Source organism: bacterium, from assembly GCA_019637795.1.
In the GTDB taxonomy this organism is placed as follows: domain Bacteria; phylum Desulfobacterota; class Binatia; order HRBIN30; family CADEER01; genus JAHBUY01.
In genome coordinates this window covers 84,020-104,834 of record JAHBUY010000005.1, presented here as the reverse complement: position 1 = coordinate 104,834, position 20,815 = coordinate 84,020, and the positions used below count along the sequence as shown (strand labels likewise).

Here is a 20,815-nt window from a genome sequence, read left to right as displayed (position 1 = left end):
GGATCGAGGGCCCCGGCTTGCAGGTGACCGCGTTCCGCGCTCTGGCTACGGGAGACTGCCGCGGCGGGCGCGGCGATCGCGCCCGGAGGAGGAGCTGCACGTGACCGACAGCATCGAGTACACGCCGCCCAAGGTGTGGACCTGGAACAAGGAGAGCGGCGGGCGCTTCGCGCAGATCAACCGCCCCATCGCCGGCGCCACGCACGAGAAGGAGCTGCCGGTCGGCCGGCACCCGCTGCAGCTCTACTCGCTCGCCACCCCGAACGGGGTGAAGGTGACGGTGATGCTGGAAGAGCTGCTGGCGGCCGGCCACGCGGAGGCGGAGTACGACGCCTGGTTGATCAACATCGCCGGCGGCGACCAGTTCGGCTCCGGCTTCGTCGCCATCAATCCGAACTCGAAGATTCCCGCGCTCCTCGACCGCTCGACGCCGCAGCCGACGCGGGTGTTCGAGTCCGGCGCGATCCTCCTCTACCTCGCGGAGAAGTTCGGTGGCGCCTTTCTGCCGACCGACGCGAGCGCGCGCGCGGAATGCCTGTCGTGGCTGTTCTGGCAGATGGGCGCGGCGCCCTTCCTCGGCGGCGGCTTCGGCCACTTCTACGCCTACGCGCCGACGAAGATCGAGTACGCGATCGACCGCTACGCGATGGAGGTCAAGCGCCAGTTGGACGTGCTCGACCGGCAGTTGGCGACCCACGAGTACGTCGCCGGCGCGGAGTACACGATCGCCGACATGGCGATCTGGCCGTGGTACGGCGCGCTGGTCAAGGGCCTGCTGTACGAGGCCGCCGAGTTCCTCTCCGTGCACGAGTACCGGCACGTGCTCCGCTGGACGGACGCGCTCGCCGCGCGCCCCGCGGTGCGCCGCGGCCGCATGGTCAATCGCGCCTGGGGCGAGCCGGCGACGCAGCTCCCGGAGCGCCACGCCGCGAGCGATTTCGACCGGCTGAAGGCGGAGTAGGCGAGGGACGGGGATCGTCGGGGGCGGCGGCCGCCGCTCAGTGCAGCGTCGCGCCGCCGTGGCGGCGGATCTCGATCAGCTTCTCGCGCACGACGTCGGCGCTCTCGTCGTGCGGCGCCAGGGCGAGGAAGCGCTCGAGGTCGGCCTGCGCCGCCGAGTAGCACTCGAGCTGGTGATAGAGCAGGCCGCGATCGCGCAGCTCGGGCGGCAGCTCCGGCTGCACGAGGAGGATGCGCTCGCTGCAGGCGAGCGCCGGCTCGAACTCGCGCGCCTGCAGGAAGACCTGCTTCAGGTTGCGCAGCATGCGCACCAGGATCTCCTTCGGCGTGGCGCGCCGGAGGTAGGCGCGGTCGAACGGCGTCTCCGCGCCCATCACCGCCTGCAGCCGCTTGGCGCACTGCTCTTCGCTGAGCACCAGGCCGAAGAACGGGTCGAACACGATCTCGACCTCGCCCTGGTACTTGGCGAGGAAGTGGCCGGGAAAGCCGATGCCGTGGACGACCAGCCCGGCGCGGCGCGCCACCTCGATGTAGACGATCGCGAGCGTGATCGGGATGCCGGTGCGGCGGTCGAGGACGTCGTTCAGGAAGCTGTTGCGGCGGTCGTAGTAGTCGTCCTGGTTGCCGGTGAACCGCTGCTCGCGGGCGACGTACTGGATCAGGGCGCGCAGCCGCGCGTCGTCCGACCCGGCGCCGGCGACGTGGGCCCGCGCGCCGTCGCCGAGCGCGTCGAGCATGGCGAGATAGCGATCGCCGTCGAGCCCGGGATACGCCTCGGCGGCGATCAGCAGCGCGACCTCGGCGAGGTCGATCGCGTCGTCCGGCGCCTGCACGGCGGCGGCGAAGCGCGCCCGCGGATCGTCGATGGGCGACATGCGGGTGGCCATAGCCGAACCGCGCCGGCAAAGGGAAGCGAGTCGGCGGGGGCCACGGGGGGCCACGGCGCCCCGCGGTCGGCGTCGGTGGGGCGCGGCCGGCGGCGCCCCATGGACACCGCGGCGAGGGGTCATCTATATCGGGGGCGTGATGGGAAACGGATCGGGCAAGGGCGTGCCGCCCGCGTTGCTCGACGTGTTGGAACGACCCGGGCCGCTGGTCATCCTGCCGCACGACAACCCCGATCCGGACGCGCTGGCGAGCGCCGCGGCGCTGCGCTTTCTGGCCGCGCAGTTGGTGGAGCGCGATGCGACCATCGCGCTCGGCGGCTACGTCGGCCGGGCCGAGAACCGCGCCATGCTCCGCTACCTCAACATCCCGCTGGTTCCGGTGCAGGACCTGCGGCTCGACCACGGCACGCGCATCGCGCTCGTCGACACCCAGCCGGGGCGCACGAACAACTCGCTGCCCGCCGGGCTGCAGCCGGCGATCGTGATCGACCATCATCCGCGGTACACGCCGGTCGGCGACCTGCCGTTCAGCGACCTGCGCGAGGGCTACGGGGCGACCTCCACCATTCTCACCGAGTATCTGATGGATCCGCGGTTGCGCATCGAGACCAAGATCGCCACGGCGCTCTTCTACGGCATCATGGCCGAGACGCAGGATCTGGGGCGCGAGGCCTCGACGCCCGACATGGACGCCTGCAGCTTCCTCTATCCGCACACCAACAAGCGCCGGCTGGCGAAGATCGAGAACGCCCGCGTCCCGCGCGAGTACTTCTCCGCCTTTCGCGCCGCCATCGAGTCGGCCAGCATCTACGGCACGCTCGTCGTCTCCATCCTCGGCGAGATCCGCTACCCGGACATGGTGGCGGAGATGGCGGACTTCCTCCTGCGGCTGGACGAGGTCGACTGGGCGGCGGCGATCGGCCGCTACGGCGCGTACCTCTACGTCTCGCTGCGCACGACCAATCGCGACGTCAACGCCGGCGACATCCTGCAGCGCGTGCTCGGCAGCGACCACGCCGGCGGCCACGACATGATCGCCGGCGGGCGTCTGGTGCTCCCCGCCGGCGCCGACTGGCGCGAGGCGGCGGCGCGGATACGCGGCCGCCTGGTGGCCGCCGTCGGCCAGCAGCAGGCCAACGCCGTCAGCCTCTGCGACGCCAAACCCTGAGCGCGCTTCCCCTGCCGCACCCGCGTGTGGTAGCGCCGAGAGGTTGCAGAACGGGGCGAAGGGGACGGGAGGCGCGACCGCGGGGAGCGCCCGCGCCGACGGCTGGTCCTCTCGCCGGTGATCCCATCCTCGGAGGAGCAATGGATTTCGGATTCAGCGAAGAGCAGGAGATGCTGCGCCAGAGCGTGCGCGAGTTCCTCGAGGCCGAGTGCCCGATGACCTACGTGCGCCAGATGATGGAGGACGAGCGCGGGTTCTCCGAGGAGCAGTGGCGCAAGATGGCCGAGCTCGGCTGGACCGGCCTGATCGTGCCCGAGCAGTACGGCGGCGCCGGCCTGAACATGGTCGACATGGTCGTCGTGCTCGAGGAGATGGGCAAGGTCGTCTTCCCCGGCCCGTTCTTCGCCTCGGCGATTCTCGGCGGCATCGCCATCGACCTCGGCGGCAGCGAGGCGCAGAAGCAGCGCTGGCTGCCGGGCCTCGCCGACGGCTCGCGGCGCGCGACGCTGGCGCAGGTCGAGGAGAGCGGCCGCTGGGACGCCGACGGCATCCAGCTCGCGGCGCAGGCGGCGGGCGGCGGTTTCACGTTGTCGGGCACCAAGCTGTTCGTGCACGACGCGCACAACGCCGACCTGCTGATCGTGCCGGCGCGCAGCGGCGGCCGCGGCGTCAACGGCATCACCATGCTGGTCGTCGAGCGCAAGGCGCAGGGCGTCGGCGTGCGGGTCCTGAAGACGATGGATCAGACGCGCAAGCTCTGCGAGGTCACCTTCGACGACGTCGCGGTGGGCGCTGACGCGGTGCTCGGCGCGGTCGGCCAGGGCTGGCCGCTGCTCGACCGACTGGTCGACCGCGCCAAGGTGGCGCTGTGCGCCGAGATGTGCGGCGGCGCCCAGAAAGTGCTCGAGATGAGCGTCGAGTACGCCAAGGTGCGCGAGCAGTTCGGCAAGCCGATCGGCAGCTTCCAGGCGATCCAGCACAAGTGCGCCAACATGATGGTGCAGGTGGAGAGCGCCAAGTCGGCGACCTACTACGCCGCCTGGGCGGTGGCCAACGACGTCGCCGAGGCGCACCTGGCGGCGTGCATGGCGAAGGCCTACACCTCCGACGCCTACCGCTTCGTGTCCGCCGAGGGCATCCAGATCCACGGCGGCATCGGCTTCACGTGGGAACACGACATGCATCTGTACTTCAAGCGCGCCAAGGGCTCGGAAGTGACCTTCGGCGACGCGACGCACAACCGCGAGTTGGTCGCCCAGGTGGTGCTCGACGGCCCCGAGGCCGGCGCCGCGCCGGCGTGAGCTCGGGATGCGACGCGGCGGGCGGCGCGACCGCGCCACCCGCCGCCCGTCAGTCGACGACGCGCGCGTATTCGTAGAATCCGACGCCCTCGCTGCCGCCGCGCGTGACGCGCGCCAGGCCGAGGGTCACCCGGGCGCGGCGGCCCGGTGACAGCGGGCGCACGATCGACAGACGCGCCGTCGCGTCGGCGGCCAGGCCGCCGGCCGCGTCGCCGACGACGATCCGCCGTGGCGCGTAGGGCTCGCCGTCGAAGGTGATGGCGAGCGCGCCAGTGGCGCGCGCCGCCGCGCCGTCGCGATCCGTCTCCAGCAGCGTGCCGCCGGGCACGCGATGGCGGAGCGCGAGCGCGCTGCCGTTGGCGAGCGCGGCGCGCAGGACGAGGTGCGACCGCCAACCGCTCTCCGTCGGCTGGCCGACGCCGCCGGCCGGGGCGAAGCCGATGGCATCGACGCGCTGGGGGAGGCCGTCGAGCGTCACCGTGCCGCGCACGCGGCCGTGCTCGCCGCCGGCGCGCGGGGTGAAGGTGAGATCGGCGTGCACGGCGAGCAGGCGCGACGCCGCCAGCGCGCGCTCGAGATCGACGTACAGGGCGCCGTCGGTGGCGCACAGCGCCCAGCCATCGAAGGCGAGATGCGACCCGCCGGCGGCCGTGGGGGTGAACCACGGGCCGCCGCGGGCGCGGTCGCCGGCGTGCGGGTCGTCGCCGGTGAAGAGCGCCACCCGCCCGCGGTCGAGAAAGAGCAGCAGGCGGCCGCTCGTTCCGCCGCCGCGCTGCGGATCGACGCGGGCCAGCAGGCCGAGGCCGCTCGCCGGGTCATAGACCTGCAGCGCGGCGGGCGGGGGCGGCGGCGGCGCGCGGCGCCGCGGCACGGGCGGCGGCGCCGCGGCGACCGGCGCCGGCGCCGCGAAGGCGTCGCGCAGCGCGCTCGCGAACGCCCCGCGCAGCGGACCCGGCCAGCGCAGCGGAGCCGCGAGCTCGAGCTGGACGGCGTCGACGCGATCGGCCGCCACCCAGGCGCGGATCCGGGGGGCGAGGAGGGAATCGCCGTCGCGGCGGAAGAGCTGCAGGAGGTTGTTGGCGTGGCGCCCGGGATAGCGCTCGCCCAGCGGCGCGGCGATGCCGCGCGCCGCGCAGGCGGCGCGCAGGGCGGCGAGGCGGCTGGTGACGTAGCGGACCGAGGCGGTGAGCGCCGGCGCGTGGCGGGCGGCGTCCGCCGGATGCGCCAGCGGGTGGCCGATGCCGATGTCGCACTTCGGCTGCAGCGTGTTCCAGCCGTGGAGGAAGAGCACCTCGGCGCGCTCGTGGCGGGCGAGGATGTCGGCGAGCAGCGTCTCCAGCAGCGCCGGAAACCAGGGGGCGGCGCGGGCGACCTGGGAGATGCGGTTCAGGTCGAGCTGGTTGCGGTCGAGGCTCGGGTTGGCGATCAGGCTGGCGTCCAGCGTGGTCGCCAGCTCCTCCGCGAGCCCGGCGGTGTGCAGGTCGTTCACCTTCACCGCGCCGCGCGCCGGGCGGATGGCGTCGCGGGCGCCGCCGTGCGGCGCCACCAGCAGGAGCGGGCTGCCGCCGCCGCGCACCCGGCACCAGGCCGGCACCTCGCGGGGACGATTCATGCGTCGGCGATCCTAGTGTCCCGAGTTGGAAGTTCGTTGCCTATTTCGCCGGCAATCGGCGCCCCTGGCAAGGCGTCCCGACGCAGGAATATCGGGAATATTCCAAGGAGGGGCAACGCAGTCAGGGGCGTCGAGGGCCGGCGAAATAGGTGACGAACTTCCAACTCGGGACACTAGCCGAGGGCGGTGGTCGGGCGACAGCCGCACGGCGCGTCGCCGCGAACCGGCGCGGCCGGGCAGGGTGGGGCGTGCGTCTTGCGACCGGGCCCGAACGTGCGACAATCCGGTCCGCGGACATGCTCCCGCGCTCCGGGAGGGAAACCACCAGCGGGCGGAAGGAGGTGACGGGAATGCGATCGGATCTACGGATCGCGGATCTGCGGCGCCGCGAAGGCAGCCGCAGCAAGCTGATGAACGTCAAGATCCCGACCGCACTGAGCGAAGCCATCGACCGGATGGTGCAGGAGCTCGGCGCGGTCAAGACCGACGTGGTCATCGCCCTGCTCAACGAAGGGCTGGATCGCTCGTCGGAGATCCTGCGCGGCTGGCGGCCGAAACCGGTGGTCGTGGCGCCGCCCAAGCGCGTCTGCACGCGCAAGGGGTGCGGCCGCCCCTACGTCGCCAAGGGCCTGTGCGCCAGCCACTATCAGGCGGCGCGGCGCGACCGGGGGAGAACGCCGGCGGGGTGACGCCGCCTGGCGGTCAGGCGTAGTGCGAGCGGCGCTTCACCGCGAGCGAGCGCTCCAGATAGAAGATCTCGACCTTCTCCGAGGCGCCGTCGCGGCTGACGAACTTGTGGCCGCGCAGGATGGTGTCGAGGACGCCGAGATCGGGCCGTCCGGCGAAGTCGCGGGTGGCGACGATCTCGGTCGACGCGAAGACGGTGTCGCCGGCGAACAGCGGCGCGCTGTGGCGGCCGGTGCGGTAGACCAGGTCGCCGAGCGAGTTGTCGGCGACGTCCGGGCAGGAGAGCCCGAGGCAGAGCTGGAACGGGATGCCGCCGAAGATGATGAGCTGCCCGCCGACGAAGCGCTCGGGGTTCTGATCGATCATGTGCTGGTTGCAGTGCACCTGTGACGTGTTGTCGAGCATCGCGGTGAGGGCGATGTGCTCCGCCGTCATGGTGCGGCCGCGGGAGTGCTCGATGACGTCGCCCGGGGTGAAGTCCTCGAAGTAGGTGTCGTCGTTGCTCAGGTGGGCGAGCGAGCGGTACGGCGTCGCGGCGTCGTAGGCGGGCAGTTGCAGGTGGCAGTGCACCGGCGCCGCCTCGGTCGACGCCTTGACGACCTCGGCGTCGGCGGCGTTCTTCCACACCTGCACCTTGCGCTCGTAGGTCAGGACGACCTCGTCGTGCTGGTTGCGGCCGGTGGTCTGGACGTGCACGACGCCGAGGGATCTGTCGCGCGACGACGGCGTCACGCCGAGCACGATCGACGTGCTCTCGATGGTGTCGCCCAGGTACACCGGGGCGCCGAAGCGCATGTCCACGTACTCGAGGTTGGCGCGGGCGTTCTCGGAGACGTCCTCGACGCTCTGGCTGAAGACCACCGCCATCACCAGGCCGGGCGGCAGGATGAGGTCGCGGTACCCGTAGAGCTGCGCGTAGCGGCGGTTCTTGTGCAGCGGGTTGGTGGTCATCGCGAACTCGGTGAAGGCGTTGAACAGGCCCTCGGTGACCGTCTTGCCGACCTTGTGGCGGAGCACGCCGCCGATCCTGAAATCCTCGAGGAAGTTGCCGGTCTTCTTGCGGATGATGGCCATGCGCGATCCCCCACGGGCGGCGTGAATCTGAGCTGCTTAGCAGGCGTGCCCGGGTGCTCCAAGACGACCGGCGGGGCTCGCGCCGCGCGATGAGGGGGGCTTCAGGAGAGTGTCCGAAAGGCGTTGGGTTTCGCCGCGCCGGCTGTTACAGCATCGGAGTGGTGTTGCTGCGACGGGCTCTCCTCTTGGCGCTCCTGATCGGGTTGGTGCGGGTGTCCGGCGCCGCCGCGCAGGGGCGGCCCGACTGCAGCACGGTGTTGCGCGAGCTCAATCGTGTCCACGGCACGCCCGACTCGGGGCGCGTCGCGTTCAAGCTGAAGACCGAGAGCGACTGGGTGGAGAAGTGCGCCACGACCTACGGGCGGCGGGTGAAGCGCCAGCCGAGCAAGCCGGACGAGAACGACCAGGACCTCAGCGCCAAGGCGGAGGAGCGCGAGTACGAGGAGACCGCGCGCGAGGAGGCCGGTCAGCAGGCCAACATCGTCCAGGGCGACCTGGACAACTACAAGGATCGCGACCGCCTCCGCGGCATCGATCCCGATTCGAGCGAGGAGTGGGAGCCGTACATCACCCACGAATGGCAGCCCTACGTGGGCCACCAGTGGGAGCCGTACCTCCTCGACGACGACCATCCGAACGAGGAATGAGGCCGCCGACGCGGCGGCGACTTGGGGGGACGCTGAACATGGCATTGCTGGTCCTCGTGCGACATGGGGAGTCGCAGTGGAACCTGGAGAACCGCTTCACCGGCTGGGTCGACGTTCCGCTCACCGGCACCGGCCGGCGCGAGGCGGCGCGCGCCGGCGCGCTGCTCAAGGGCACGCGCTTCGATCTCGCCTATTCGTCGGTGCTGCAGCGCGCCAGTGAAAGCCTCGACATCATCCTCCGCGAGCTGGGGCAGGTGGACCTGCCGATCGCCAAGGACGAGGCGCTGAACGAGCGCCACTACGGCGACCTGCAGGGACTCAACAAGTCCGAGACGGCGAAGAAGTACGGCGACGAGCAGGTCCACATCTGGCGCCGCAGCTACGACGTCCCGCCGCCCGGCGGCGAGAGCCTGAAGGACACGGCGGCGCGCACCCTGCCGTACTTCGACCGGGTGATCGCGCCGCAGATCGCCGCCGGCAAGAACGTCCTGGTGGTCGCGCACGGCAACTCGCTGCGCTCGATCGTCATGCAGCTCGACCAGCTCACCCGCGAGCAGGTGCTCGAGCTCAACATTCCGACCGGAGTGCCGATCGTCTACGACATCGCGCCGGACCTGACGATTCGCTCGAAGCGCATCCTCGGGCAATGACCGATCCGCGGCGGCGGAAGACGGTTCGCCTCACCACCCGTGGCCGCAAATCGGGTCAGCCACGCACGGTCAGCCTCTGGTTCGTCATCCAGGGACCGCGCACCGTGCGTGTCCAGCACGCCTCGCCAGCCCCGGCGCAGTGGTACCGCAACCTGGTCGCCGACCCGCACGTCACGCTGGACTTCGGCGACGGCCCCATCGCCGCTCTCGCCCGTCCGCTCACCGATGCGGAGGATGTGCAGAACGTGCTCGCGGCCATCCGGCGCCGCTACTGGACGGCGCGGCTGATCCAGTGGCTCGGCCGCAGGGCGACCCCGATCGCCGCCGAGATCTCCTGGTAGCCCCGCTCGTCCTTGCCCTGATTTCCCCGCGCGCGAACCAGCGGAGCAGGACCGGGTTCATCCCCCGGGAGGGGGGACGTGGAATGGGCGCTCGGGGGGGGCGAGGGGCGCGCGGGGGGAGGTGCGCTCCCGGAAGTTTCCTTCCCGCCCATTCCACTGGAGGACAACGAAGGATTTCATTTCCCTCGCTGGCAATGTCCCTATCCAAAGCAATGGGCGGGCCAAGATGCTGGGAGCACCCGACCCAGCATCTTCCATGGATCCGCCCCGATCACGGGGCGGGATTTCTGTAGCGCTTCTGCAATGACCGTTGCACTTGCGTCAGGCGCGCTCGATGTAGCCCTTCTTTTCGAGGAACTGCAGGAGCTGGTTGAGGCACTCCTCCTCGCCGTCGCGGTCCGTGTGAACCGTCAACTCCGGGCTGAGAGGTGCTTCGTAAGGCGCTGAAATGCCAGTGAATTCTGGTATCTCGCCGGCGCGGGCCTTCTTGTAGAGACCCTTCACGTCGCGCCGCTCGCAGACCTCGACCGGGCAGTCGACGTGCACCTCGACGAAATCGCCACCGTCCATCAGGGCGCGGACGGAGTCGCGGTCGGCCCGGTAGGGGGAGATGAAGGCGGTGACGTTGATCACGCCGGCGTCGGTGAACAGCTTCGCCACCTCGCCGATGCGGCGGATGTTTTCGGTGCGATCCTTGGGCGAGAAGCCGAGATCCTTGTTGAGGCCGTGGCGGATGTTGTCGCCGTCGAGGACGTAGGCGCGGACGCCGCGCTCCCACAGCTTCTTCTCCAGGGCAACGGCCAGGGTCGACTTCCCCGAGCCGGACAGCCCGGTCATCCAGATGGTGCAGCCCTTGTGGCCGGTGATGTTCTCGCGGTCGGCCTTGGTGACCATCCCGGCGTGCCAGGTGATGTTGCGCGACTTCGGCGTGCTCATGACGTTGCGTATCCTCCCCTCGTGGAACCGCAACCCTTATCGGAGGGCACGCGGGGCCTCAAGCCGGTCCCGCCAGAGCCGGTCCGGCGGCTCGATTCGCGTCCGCCCCGCGGACAGAATTGCACCGATCCGGCGGGCGGCGCGTACAGAGACGTCCAGGGCGGCGCCGGCGGCGGCGGCAGCAATCAACGCCCACGGGGCATCGTCCTTGCTCCCGCTTGCACGTCTGCAAGGCGGTGCGTGCTTCCCGGCCGCCTGCAGCGGAGCGGAGGCGGTGATGCACGAGCGGGTCCTGATCGTCGACGACAACGAAGATGTGCGCCGGATCCTCGCCTTGCGCTTCGCGCTGGCGGGATTCGAGGTGCGCGACGCGGCCGATGGGCGCGCCGGACTGGCCGAGCTACGGGCTGGCCAGTGGGATCTCGTCCTGCTCGATCTCATCATGCCGGAGCTCGACGGCTTCGAATTCCTCGCCCAGTTGCAGGATCCCGAGCGGGAAGCGGCGCCGCCGCCGGTGGTGGTGATCACCCAGTACGATGACGCCGTCTACCGGCAGCGCGCGCTGGCGCTCGGCGCGGCGCAGTACGTCGGCAAGTCGTCGGCGCTCGACCGCGCCTTTCCCGGCGCCGTTCGCAACTGGGTGCAGGAGCTGAAGGCGCAGCGCGCCAGCCTGGCGCGCTGATCGGCGCGGCGCCGTTCGCCGCGTCGGCGACCGGTCCCGCCGGCGGCGAGGCGCCGAGACTCACTGCCCCTGTTGCCGGGGGGCGGTGCGGATGGCGCGGTCGAGCGCCCAGGAGCGGATGTGCTCGACCTGCTCCTTCATCGTCTTCGAGAGCGGGACGATCTTGGCCGTCTGGTTGAGCAGGTCGTCGCCGGTCAGGACGCGGTTCTCGAGCTTCGCGGTGGTCAGGGCCGACACCACCAACTGTTCGATCTCGGCGCCGGTCCAGCCGCGGGTGAACTGCTTGAGGCGATCGATGCCGAGGGCGGCCGGATCCATGCCGCGGCGCTCGAGGTGGATGCGGCAGATGTCGAGCCGCTCGTCGTCGGTGGGGAGGTCGACGAAGAACACCTCGTCGAAGCGGCCCTTGCGGATCATCTCGGCGGGCAGCAGGTCGATGCGGTTGGCGGTCGCGGCGACGAAGAGGCCGCGCGTCTTCTCCTGCATCCAGGTCAGGAAGAAGGCGAAAATGCGGCCCTGCACGCCGGCGGCATCGTCGGCCTGCGACGACACGCCCATTTCGATCTCGTCGAACCACATCACCGCCGGCGCCATCTCCTCCATCGTCCGGCAGGCCTGGACGAACACGCCCTCGGGATTGCCGTGGCGGCCGGAGAAGACCTCGATCATGTCGATGCGGTAGAGCGGCAGGGAGAAGGTCTGGGCGATCGCCTTGACGGCGAGGCTCTTGCCGCAGCCCGAGATGCCCATGAGCAGCAGCCCTTTGGGCACCAGGTCGCGGCTGACCTCGTCGCGCATCTCGAACAGGCGGCGGCGCTCCGCGAGCCACTTCTTGAGCACCGGCGCGCCGCCCACGTTCTCCATCCCGCCCGGGTCCGAAATGTACTCGATGACGCCGGTCTTCTTCTTCACCAGCAGGTGCTTCTCCTCGAGCAGATAGGGGACCGAGCTGCTGTCGAGCTTGGGCGCCGCGGCGGTGGCGCGGCGCAGGGCGTGCCGGACCTCGTTCAGCGTCAGGCCGAGCAGGGCGCTGCCGAGCTGGGCGATGGTGCCGGGATCGCTGTCGACCGCGATCCCCTTCTCAGCCAGGGCTTTCGCCTCGATCTCGACGATGGTGCGCATCTCGGCGAGGTCGGGCAACGGCAGCTCGATCAGCGCGATGTCGCGGTTCAGCTCGTCGGGGATGTAGGCCACCGGGGAGGCGATGACGATGAACTTCCCGCTGTCGAGACAGCTCGCGTAGAGGTCGCGCAGGCGGCGGCGGACGTCCTGTTCGTGCAGCGCGTCGTGGAAGTCGCGCAGGACGAACAGCGCCGCGCCGTGGTGCGACAGGATGTGGTCGAGCGCCGCCCGCGGCTCGCTGGTGGCGGCGACGGCGGCCCCGTCCGGGCCGCGCAGGCCGTCGGTGACGGTCCAGGTGTAGACCGGGACCGGATGGGGGAAGAGCCGTTCGGACGCCTCCTGCACCATCTGCTGCACCCGGCTCTCTTCGGCCGAGTGGATGTAGATCAACGGGCGCCCGGCATCGATGAGATCCTTGAGCCGGGACAGGGCACGGGAGATCGGGGCAGTACCTTCGCTCATCGAATGGGGGAGTGTATCGGGCGGCAGCGACCGCCTCAACCGAGCGTCAGCGGGCCGGCCGTCTCGGCCGCCGCGGGGAGCGACGCTTGCAACGATGCAAGGCACCGGGCGGGGTCGCGCGGGCGGCGGGTCCAAAGGTCCCAGGGCGCGCGCGACGATGTCCCACCCGACCCCTCGCCGGCGGTCCGGTTCCTCCCGGCCGGCGATTGCCGGCGCCGCGGTCTCGAGGTTGCACGACGCGGCTGGCGAATGGCTGCCCACACTCGTCCCCTCCGCGCCCTCCCGCGTCCCCTCGGCCTTCTCCTGCGCGCCGCCGTGCTCGCGCTCGGCGTGCGCCCCGTGCCGGCCCGTGCCCAGCCCTTCGTGCTGGTGACCGAGAAACACTCGAACGGCGTCACGGTGATCGATGCCGTGACCAACAAGGTCACCGGCACGATCGGCGTCACCGGCAGCCCGTCCGAGATCGCCGTCTCGCCGAACAGCCGCCTGGCATACGTCGCCAACGCCAGCGACCACGCCAACAACGTGGCGGTCATCGACACCGCCGCGCTCAAGGTCGTGCGCACCATTCCCGTCGGCCACCGGCCGCTCGGCGTCGCCTTCGCACCTGACGGGCGACATGCCTACGTCACCAACCAGGGCGACGGGACGGTGGCGGAGATCGACGTCGCCAGTAGCGCGGTGCAGCGGACGATCGCCACCGGCGGTCAGAGCCCCTCCGGGGTCGCGGTCTCGCCCGACGGGGCGACGCTCTACGTCACCAACAGCACCGACCTGGAGCTGTCGTCCAAGGGCACCCTGGCGGTCATCGATCTCGCCAGCGGCGCGATGCGTGCCCAGGTCGACACCGGGCGCAATCCCTTCGCCGTCGTGGTGTCGCCCGACGGCGGCACGGCGTACGTGGCGAACAGCAACTCCCTGCAGACGCGCGGCGCGGGAACGATCGCGGTGGTCGACACCGCCACCGCGACCGTGGTCGCCACCCTGCCGGTGGGCGACAATCCGCTCGACCTCGCGCTGTCGCCCGACGGCGCCACCGCCTACGTGACCAGCTTCAGCACCGACACCGTCGACGTCATCGACACCGCGACGCGGACGATCACCGACCCCATCCACGTCGGCAAGGGGCCGTTCGGGATCGCCCTGGTCGGTGACGGGCGCTACGCCTACGTCGCCGATCGCCAGCCGTTCGGCACCGCGGCGCGCGGCGACGTGTCGGTGATCGACACCACGACCAACCGCGAGGTGACGCGCATCGAGGTGGGCGAGAATCCCACCGCCATCGCGGTGGTCGACGCCGCGCTGCCGAGCTGTCCGGGCGATTGCAACGGCGACGGCCGGGTGTCGATCGACGAGCTGCTGCTGGCGGTCAACATCGCGCTCGGCGGCGCCCCGATCGACCAGTGTCCGCTCCTCGACGGCAACGGCGACGGCACGGCGACGGTGAACGAGATCCTCGCCGCCGTGGACGATGGCCTGACGGGCTGCGCGTCGCGGTGAGCCGGCGGCGCGGGCGGCGGCCCCGGAACCGGTGGCTCAGCCGACGGCGCCCGCTTCGATCAGGCGCGCGATCTCGTCCGCGGCGAAGCCGTACTCGCCGAGGACGGCGCGGGTGTGCTCGCCCACCTCGGGCAACGGACGGCCGCCCTCGCCGGGCGTGCGCGACAGGCGCGGCGCCGGCGCCGGCTCCAGCTTGCCCTTGGCGTCGGAGACGAGGAGCCGCCGGTAGGCGTTGTGCGGGTGGTCGGCGACCTCGCCGAGGTTGAGGATCGGGGCGACGCAGGCATCGCTGCCGTCGAAGACCGCGCACCACTCGGCGCGCGTCCTGGTGGCGAAGATCTCGGCGAAGCGCGCCCCGGTCTCCGCCCACTTCGACTGGTCCATCTGGTGCGGCATCGTCGCCGGGTCGATGCCCAGTCCCCGCAGCAGGGCGGCGTAGAACTGCGGCTCGATCGCGCCGACCGACACGTACTCGCCGTCGCGCGTGCGGTACGTGTCGTAGAACGGCGCCCCGCCATCGAGCATGTTGGTGCCGCGCTCGTCGCGCCACATGCCCGAGTTGCGGAACTTGTAGACGAAGCTGGCGAGGTAGGCGGCGCCGTCGACCATCGCCGCATCGACGATCTGTCCTTTGCCGGAGTGGGCGCGCTCGAGCAGGGCCAGGGTGATGCCGAGGGCGCAGAGCATGCCGCCGCCGGCGAAGTCGCCGAGCAGGTTCACCGGCGGCAGCGGCCGTTCGCCCTTGCGGCCGATGAGCGCCAGCGCGCCGGAGAGGGCGATGTAGTTGGTGTCGTGTCCGGCCATGTTGGCGTAGGGGCCCTCCTGCCCGAAGCCGGTGAGGCGGGCGTAGACCAGGCGCGGATTGCGCCCGGTGGCCACGTCGGGGCCGAGGCCGAGGCGTTCCATCACCCCGGGGCGATAGGGTTCGAGCAGGACGTCCGCCTGCTCGAGCAGGCGCAGGACGGTCTCGACGCCGTCGGGGTTCTTGAGGTTCACCGCCAGCGAGCGCTTGCCGCGCGCCAGTTGGTCCATCGAGCCGGCGCCGACGCGGTCGACGCGCACGACGTCGGCGCCGAAGTCGGCCAGGATCATGCCGCAGAACGGCGCCGGCGCCAGGCCGGCCATCTCGACGACGCGAATTCCCTGCAGGGCGCTCATGGGGACCTCCTCGAACGGGAGTCCTGCCTACGCAGGGCTCCGGACAAAGACAAGACGACGCGCGGCCGCCGGCGCGCGGGTCAGGCCGACTTCGCTGCCGCCATCGAGCCGGCCGACTCGCCGCGGCCGAGCACCCGGTACCAGACGCGCACCGCTTCGACGAGGATCAGTGCCACCAGGGCCATGAAGAGGCCGGTGACGGCGGCGTCGATGCGCAGATTGACGATCTGGACCCGGGTGGCGGCGATGCGTTCGGCGGCGACGGTGCCCGCCTGCAACGCGGCGCTCAGCGCGTCGGCCTGGGCCAGGAAGCCGAGGCTGGGGTCGGGCGAGAGGATCTTCTGGTACCCGGCGGTCATGGTCACCGCCAGCAGCCAGGCGAGCGGCAGCAGCGTCGTCCAGACGTAGCGGCCGCGCCCGTCGCGAATCAGGAAGGTCGTCGCGACGCAGAGCGCGATCGCGGCCAGCAGTTGGTTCGAGATGCCGAACAGCGGCCAGAGGATGTTGATGCCGCCCAGGGGGTCGACCACGCCCTGGTAGAGGAAGTAGCCCCACGCCGACACCACCAGCGTGCTCGACAGCAGCACGCTCGGATACCAGCTCGTGCGCCCGAGCGGCTCCCAGATGTTGCCGAGCAGATCCTGCAGCATGAAGCGCCCGACCCGGGTTCCCGCGTCGAGGGTGGTGAGGATGAACAGCGCCTCGAACATGATCGCGAAGTGGTACCAGAAGGCGAGGGCGCTGCCGTTCAGCGCCTTGGCGAAGATGTGCGCCATGCCGACCGCCAGGCTCGGCGCGCCGCCGGTGCGGGCGAACAGGCTCTGCTCCTGGATCTCGGCGGCGAGCGCCGCCATCTGCTCCGGCGTCACCGGGAAGCCCCAGCCGCTGATCGTCGCCGTTGCCGTCGCCGGATCGGCGCCGACGACGCCGGCCGGGCTGTTGATGGCGAAGTAGACGCCCGGCTGCAGGGCGGCCGCCGCGATCATCGCCATGATGGCGACGAAGGATTCGAGCAGCATGCAGCCGTACCCGATCATCGGCGCGTCCGTCTCCTCGCTCAGCAGCTTCGGCGTCGTGCCCGACGAGATCAGCGAGTGGAAGCCGGAGATGGCGCCGCAGGCGATGGTGATGAAGGCGAAGGGGAACACCTTGCCGGCGAAGATGGGCCCGGTGCCGTCGACGAAGCGGGTGAGCGCCGGCAGCTCGATCTCCGGCCGCATGGCGATGATGCCGATGGCGAGCGCGAAGATGGTGCCGAGCTTGACGAAGGTGGAGAGGTAGTCGCGCGGTGCCAGCAGCAGCCACACCGGGACCACCGAGGCGGCGAAGCCGTAGAGGATGATCGACCACGCGAGCTGCGTGGCGTTGAGCGTGAACATCGCCGCCAGCGTCGGGTGCTCGCCCACCCAGCGCCCGCCGACCAGCGCCAGCGCCAGCAACAGCAGGCCGAGGATGGTGGCGCCGAGCACGTCGTGCGGCCGCAGCCATTTCATGTAGGCGCCCATCAGCATGGCGATGGGGATCGTGGCGCCGACGGTGAACGTGCCCCACGGGCTGTGGCGCAGCGCGTTGACCACCACCAGCGCCAGGACGGCGATGAGGATCACCATGATCGAGAAGACGCCGACCAGCGCCGCGAAGCCGCCGATCGGGCCGATCTCGTCCTTCGCCATCTGGCCGAGCGAGCGCGCGTCGCGGCGCAGGCTGCCGCAGAGGATGCAGAAGTCCTGCACCGCGCCGCCGAGCACGACGCCGACGAGGATCCACAGCGTTCCCGGCAGGTAGCCGAACTGCGCCGCCAGGGTCGGCCCGATGAGCGGCCCCGGTCCGGCGATGGCGGCGAAGTGATGGCCGAACACCACCCAACGGTTGGTGGGGACGAAATCGCGCCCGTCGTTGATGCGCTCCGCCGGCGTCTGCCGCGCCGGGTCGAGCGCGAACAGCTTGGCGGCCAGGAAGGCGCCGTAGAAGCGGTAGGCGATCGAGTAGACGGCGACCGCGGCGATCACGAACCACACCGCGTTGATCGTCTCGCCGCGCCAGAGCGCCAGCATGCCGACGGCGACGGCGCCGATCAGCGCGACGGCGATCCATGCCAGCGCTGCCAGGATTTTCATTGCTCCGCCCCTCCCTCCCCACTCCGCGCGCGCCGCGGGCTCGATGGTCCCTGGGCGTCCGCCCTCGCCGGCCCGCCCGGAAACGCTTCTACCAGCCCCGCAGGTCCACCGGCCAGGTGTCGATCACGTCCTCTCCGTCCACCAGGTGCAGACGCTCGTGGTAGGCGATGGTCGGATCGACGTGCGCCGGCGCGACGCGCACCCGGTCGCCGACGCGCAGCGGCTGCTCGGGGCTGAACGTGGTGTGCTCGTCGGAGCAGAACCACACCGAGCCGCCGCGCACCGTCGGATTGCCGTGATCCATGCCGAGGGACTTCAGGCCGCAGTCGGCGACCGCATAGGCCGGGGAGACGGAGATCACCGTCGACCACAGCCACAGCGCCTGCGCGAAGGGCAGTCCGAGCTTGCCGTAGGCGGTGTCCATCAGCGCGTACGACCCGGCCTGGATCTCGTTCGCCCAGACGTTGATGTCGTACGTGCCGGTGCCGCCGGCCGAGATCACCTCGCCGCCGACCGCGCGATGGGCGGCGAGCAGCAACTCCATCGCCTGCGCGCACAGTTGGCTGCGCACCGCCCGGTCGTTCATGCCGACGGCGTGGCCCTCGTAGCCCATGACGCCGCGCACCGTCAGCCCCTTGGCGCGCGCCAGGTCGGCGAGCCGGCCGGCATCGCCCGGATCGCAGCCACAACGCGGCAGGCCGACGTTGACGTCGATGATCACCTCGCGCACCGCGCCGCCGGCGCGCGCCGCCGCGTCGATCGTCGCCTCGGAGTCGACGGCGACGGTGATCCGCGCCGCCAGTCCGGCCAGCCGCTCCGGCTGCAGCGTCTCGTTGGCCAGCATGAGGTCGCCGCCGAGGCCGGCGGTCGCCATGCCGATCATCTCCCGCACCGTCGCGCAGCAGAACGTCTGGTGGCCGGCGGCGGCCTGGCGGCGCGCCAGCGACGTGCACTTGTGCGCCTTGACGTGCGGACGCAGACGCTCGCCGGGCAGCGCGGCGGCCATGGTCCGGAGGTTGTGCTCGAGGGCCGGCGCGTCGATGAGCAGGGCCGGCGTCACCAGGTCGTGGACAGAGGGCATCGTTCTCCTCGGGGCTGGTGGCGGCGCCGTCCGCGCCGCCGGCGGGGGCTCATGCGCGGTCGTCCGGGGGCAGGGTGAAGTGGAAGGTGGTGCCGCCACCGGGATTGGGCGTGTGCCAGAGCGTGCCGCCGTGAGCGATGACGATCGAGCGGCTGATCGCCAGCCCCATGCCGAGCCCGCCCGGCTTGGTGGTGAGGAACGGGTCGAAGATCCGGTCGGCGACGGCCGGATCGATGCCGCTGCCGTTGTCGCCGACGGCGACCTCGACCACGTCGTCGGCGATCGTCGCGCGCACCTCGACCAGGCGGGGCTCGGGCGCGCTGCGCGTCGCGTCGACGGCATTCAGCATCAGGTTGACCACCACCTGCTCGATCTGGATGCGATCGACGAACACCGGCAGCGCCGGCATGTCGCTGCCCACGGTGAGGGCGACGTCGTGGCGGCGCGCCGTCGCGGCGACGATCTCGAGCGCGGCGCGAATGATCTCGGCGGCGTCCGCCCAGGCGCGCGGCGCCTCCTCCTTGCGCAGCAGCTCGCGCACCCGCCGGGTGATCTCGCCGGCGCGCAGCGCTTCGCGCGCGATCGCTTCGACGGTGTGCAGCAGCTCGGCCTGGTCGACCCGGCCGGCGACGAGATGGTTGCGGCAGCCCTGGGCGTAGTTGGCGATGGCGCCGAGCGGCTGGTTGACCTCGTGCGCCAGGCTCGCCGCCATCTCGCCCATGGTGTGCAGGCGCAGCACGTGCGCCAGCTCGGCCTGGTGCTGGCGCGCGTCCTCCTCGGCCCGCCGCAGCTCGGTGATCTCGCGGCCGAAGACGGCGACGCCGGTGACGGCGCCGTCCTGCACGGTGGGGTTGAACGCCACCAGGAACTGTCGGCCGCCGCCGATCGGCAGGGTGCGCTCGACGGTGAAGCGTTCGCCGGCCATGCCGCGTTCCAGCAGGCCGCGCCACTGCGCGGCGAAGTCCTCTGGAATCTGGCCGAGCGATGCGTGCACGGGGGGCAGGCTGCCGATCAGCTCCGGAATGAGGCGCGAGGCGGCGGTGTTCAGGGCCACCAACTGCCAGTCGCGGCTGAGGGCGCAGATGGGGTCGATGCTGCTCTCGATGATCGACGCCAGGGTCGCCTCCGAGCGACGCAGCGCGGCCTCCATCTGCTGCCGTTCGGTGATGTCGGTGGACATGCCGCAGATGCCGTAGACATTGCCTTCGGCATCGCGGAGCGGGAACTTGACCGAGATGTAGGCGCGCTCGCGGCCGCGGATCGGCACCAGCTCCTCGATGTGCAACGGGCCGCCGGATTCGAGCACCAGGCGGTCATTGGCGCGCACCGCCTCGGCGGCGGCGTGGGGGAATACGTCGTAATCGGTTCCCCGCCCGACGAACTCGGCGCCGCGCACGCCGAACAGGCGCTCGAAGTGCTGGTTCACCAGGAGGTACCGGCCCTCGAGGTCCTTCAGGTAGATGACCGCGGTGGAATGGTTGATGACGGCGCTGAGCAGGCGCTCGCCGCGGCCCACCTCCTCGAGCGCGCGCAGCCGCTCCAGCGCCTCGCGCTCGCGGCCGTGGATCGCCTGCTCGAGCTCGGTCGTCCGCTCCTGGACGCGCCGTTCGAGCTCCGCGTTCAGTCGCCGCACCTGCTCCTCGGCGCGCTTGCGCGGCGTGATGTCGACCGCCGTCGCGACGGCGCCGATGATCGTGCCGCCCGGGTCGCGCAGCGGCGCGGCGCCCAGGTACATGTGCTGCTGGGTGCCGTCGGCGAGGTCCTTGCGGAGCTCGATCGGCGCCACCACCTCGCCGCGCAGCGCCCGCCGCAGCGGCCACTGTTCGACCTGCAGGGGGCCTCGCTCGTGGTGCCACTGCCCCCAGAAGGCCGCGTCGTCGGCGATCCGGCTGCCGGTCGCGTCGCGGTCGGCGAAGCGCTTGGCCGCGGCGTTCAGGTAGATGAAGCGGCCGGCGGTGTCGCAGATGGCGATCGCCCCCGGCGCGTCCTCGAGCGCGGAGGCGAAGACGGCGCGTTGGGTCTCGACGCTGATGTCGGGCGTCGACTCGGCGCTGCCGAGCACCCCGACGATCGCGCCGCCGCCGTCGCGCAGCGGTTCCAACCGGCAGCGCACGCGATGGCCTTCGACGACGGCCATGACCTCCGCGGCGGCGTCCTCCAGCGCCGCCCGGTGCCCCTCGACGAGCGCGCCGCCGGTCTCGCCGAGGGGCGCCAGGGTGGCGGCGAGATCGGCGCCAACCGTCAACCCGAGGGCGCGCCGCGCCGCCGGCGAGGCGTACCGGCAGCGCAATGTCCGGTCGGCGGCCCAGACGACGCCCGGGAGCTGCCCGAGCAGGGCGGAGAAGAGCGATGTCTCGCTCGCCGGCGCATCGCCAGCCGGCGCGGGCACGGGAGCCGTGGGCCGGATCGCCATCGCTACGCCAGTTACCC

18 protein-coding genes are annotated in these 20,815 nt (G+C 71.3%); 9 read left to right on the top strand and 9 right to left on the bottom strand.

The annotated features are described in order from the left end of the window. Positions 1-100 precede the first annotated feature (100 nt). Positions 101-961, top strand: a complete 861-nt coding sequence (yghU, locus tag KF840_17420; protein ID MBX3026688.1) for a glutathione-dependent disulfide-bond oxidoreductase — start codon at positions 101-103, stop codon at positions 959-961. A 37-nt stretch (positions 962-998) separates the two neighbouring features. On the opposite strand, the gene KF840_17415 is transcribed toward yghU, so the two are convergent. Further along, positions 999-1,835, bottom strand: coding sequence for a tetratricopeptide repeat protein (locus KF840_17415; protein MBX3026687.1), 837 nt, complete (start codon positions 1,833-1,835; stop codon positions 999-1,001). A gap of 151 nt (positions 1,836-1,986) precedes the next feature. On the opposite strand from KF840_17415, the gene KF840_17410 reads away from it, so the two are divergent. Together KF840_17410 and KF840_17405 are read left to right on the top strand one after the other, a co-directional pair. Beyond that, complete coding sequence (locus tag KF840_17410; GenBank protein ID MBX3026686.1) at positions 1,987-3,015, top strand: DHH family phosphoesterase; 1,029 nt, start codon at positions 1,987-1,989, stop codon at positions 3,013-3,015. 140 nt (positions 3,016-3,155) lie between these two features. Beyond that, entirely contained in the window at positions 3,156-4,316 is a 1,161-nt protein-coding gene (locus KF840_17405; protein MBX3026685.1) for an acyl-CoA/acyl-ACP dehydrogenase, read from the top strand. A 49-nt stretch (positions 4,317-4,365) separates the two neighbouring features. Here KF840_17405 and KF840_17400 read toward each other — a convergent pair whose 3' ends face one another. Then, a complete protein-coding gene (locus KF840_17400) occupies positions 4,366-5,928 on the bottom strand; it encodes a hypothetical protein (GenBank protein ID MBX3026684.1) in 1,563 nt (520 codons plus the stop codon). Positions 5,929-6,278: 350 nt separating this feature from the next. Here KF840_17400 and KF840_17395 point away from each other — a divergent pair, with 350 nt between their 5' ends. Then, positions 6,279-6,617 (top strand): hypothetical protein, encoded by a 339-nt coding sequence (locus tag KF840_17395; protein ID MBX3026683.1) that lies wholly within the window; start codon positions 6,279-6,281, stop codon positions 6,615-6,617. 13 nt (positions 6,618-6,630) lie between these two features. Here the strand turns inward: KF840_17395 and KF840_17390 are convergent, their stop codons facing one another. Further along, positions 6,631-7,689, bottom strand: a complete 1,059-nt coding sequence (locus KF840_17390; protein ID MBX3026682.1) for a MaoC family dehydratase — start codon at positions 7,687-7,689, stop codon at positions 6,631-6,633. A gap of 185 nt (positions 7,690-7,874) precedes the next feature. Here KF840_17390 and KF840_17385 point away from each other — a divergent pair, with 185 nt between their 5' ends. The 3 genes from KF840_17385 to KF840_17375 are packed head-to-tail and all read left to right on the top strand — an operon-like array spanning position 7,875 to position 9,327. Further along, entirely contained in the window at positions 7,875-8,336 is a 462-nt protein-coding gene (locus KF840_17385) for a hypothetical protein (GenBank protein ID MBX3026681.1), read from the top strand. A gap of 38 nt (positions 8,337-8,374) precedes the next feature. Continuing rightward, positions 8,375-8,986 carry a 2,3-bisphosphoglycerate-dependent phosphoglycerate mutase gene (locus KF840_17380; protein ID MBX3026680.1) on the top strand — a complete coding sequence of 204 codons (612 nt, stop codon included), beginning with the start codon at positions 8,375-8,377 and terminating at the stop codon, positions 8,984-8,986. After that, the gene (locus tag KF840_17375) at positions 8,983-9,327 is read left to right on the top strand and encodes a nitroreductase family deazaflavin-dependent oxidoreductase (GenBank protein MBX3026679.1); all 345 of its coding nucleotides are present in this window, start codon (positions 8,983-8,985) and stop codon (positions 9,325-9,327) included. The genes KF840_17380 and KF840_17375 overlap by 4 nt, the downstream gene beginning before the upstream one ends. 321 nt (positions 9,328-9,648) lie before the next feature. Here the strand turns inward: KF840_17375 and cysC are convergent, their stop codons facing one another. Beyond that, positions 9,649-10,263, bottom strand: coding sequence for an adenylyl-sulfate kinase (cysC, locus tag KF840_17370; GenBank protein ID MBX3026678.1), 615 nt, complete (start codon positions 10,261-10,263; stop codon positions 9,649-9,651). A 277-nt stretch (positions 10,264-10,540) separates the two neighbouring features. Here cysC and KF840_17365 point away from each other — a divergent pair, with 277 nt between their 5' ends. Continuing rightward, positions 10,541-10,945: a response regulator gene (locus KF840_17365; GenBank protein ID MBX3026677.1), complete on the top strand. Its 405-nt coding sequence runs from the start codon at positions 10,541-10,543 to the stop codon at positions 10,943-10,945. A 60-nt stretch (positions 10,946-11,005) separates the two neighbouring features. Here KF840_17365 and KF840_17360 read toward each other — a convergent pair whose 3' ends face one another. After that, a complete protein-coding gene (locus KF840_17360) occupies positions 11,006-12,529 on the bottom strand; it encodes an AAA family ATPase (GenBank protein ID MBX3026676.1) in 1,524 nt (507 codons plus the stop codon). A 249-nt stretch (positions 12,530-12,778) separates the two neighbouring features. Between KF840_17360 and KF840_17355 the strand changes: the two genes are divergently transcribed. Next, a complete protein-coding gene (locus tag KF840_17355; GenBank protein ID MBX3026675.1) occupies positions 12,779-14,029 on the top strand; it encodes a beta-propeller fold lactonase family protein in 1,251 nt (416 codons plus the stop codon). Between the two features lie 36 nt (positions 14,030-14,065). Here KF840_17355 and KF840_17350 read toward each other — a convergent pair whose 3' ends face one another. The 4 genes from KF840_17350 to KF840_17335 all read right to left on the bottom strand — a co-directional run bounded on the left by KF840_17350 (position 14,066) and on the right by KF840_17335 (position 20,774). Beyond that, entirely contained in the window at positions 14,066-15,187 is a 1,122-nt protein-coding gene (locus KF840_17350) for a CoA transferase (protein ID MBX3026674.1), read from the bottom strand. Positions 15,188-15,267: 80 nt separating this feature from the next. Continuing rightward, a complete protein-coding gene (locus KF840_17345; GenBank protein MBX3026673.1) occupies positions 15,268-17,304 on the bottom strand; it encodes a carbon starvation protein A in 2,037 nt (678 codons plus the stop codon). An 88-nt stretch (positions 17,305-17,392) separates the two neighbouring features. After that, positions 17,393-18,385, bottom strand: a complete 993-nt coding sequence (locus KF840_17340) for an alanine racemase (protein ID MBX3026672.1) — start codon at positions 18,383-18,385, stop codon at positions 17,393-17,395. Positions 18,386-18,434: 49 nt separating this feature from the next. Next, on the bottom strand, positions 18,435-20,774 hold the full coding sequence (locus tag KF840_17335) for a PAS domain-containing protein (protein ID MBX3026671.1): 2,340 nt from the start codon (positions 20,772-20,774) through the stop codon (positions 18,435-18,437). Between the last annotated feature and the right edge of the window lie 41 nt (positions 20,775-20,815).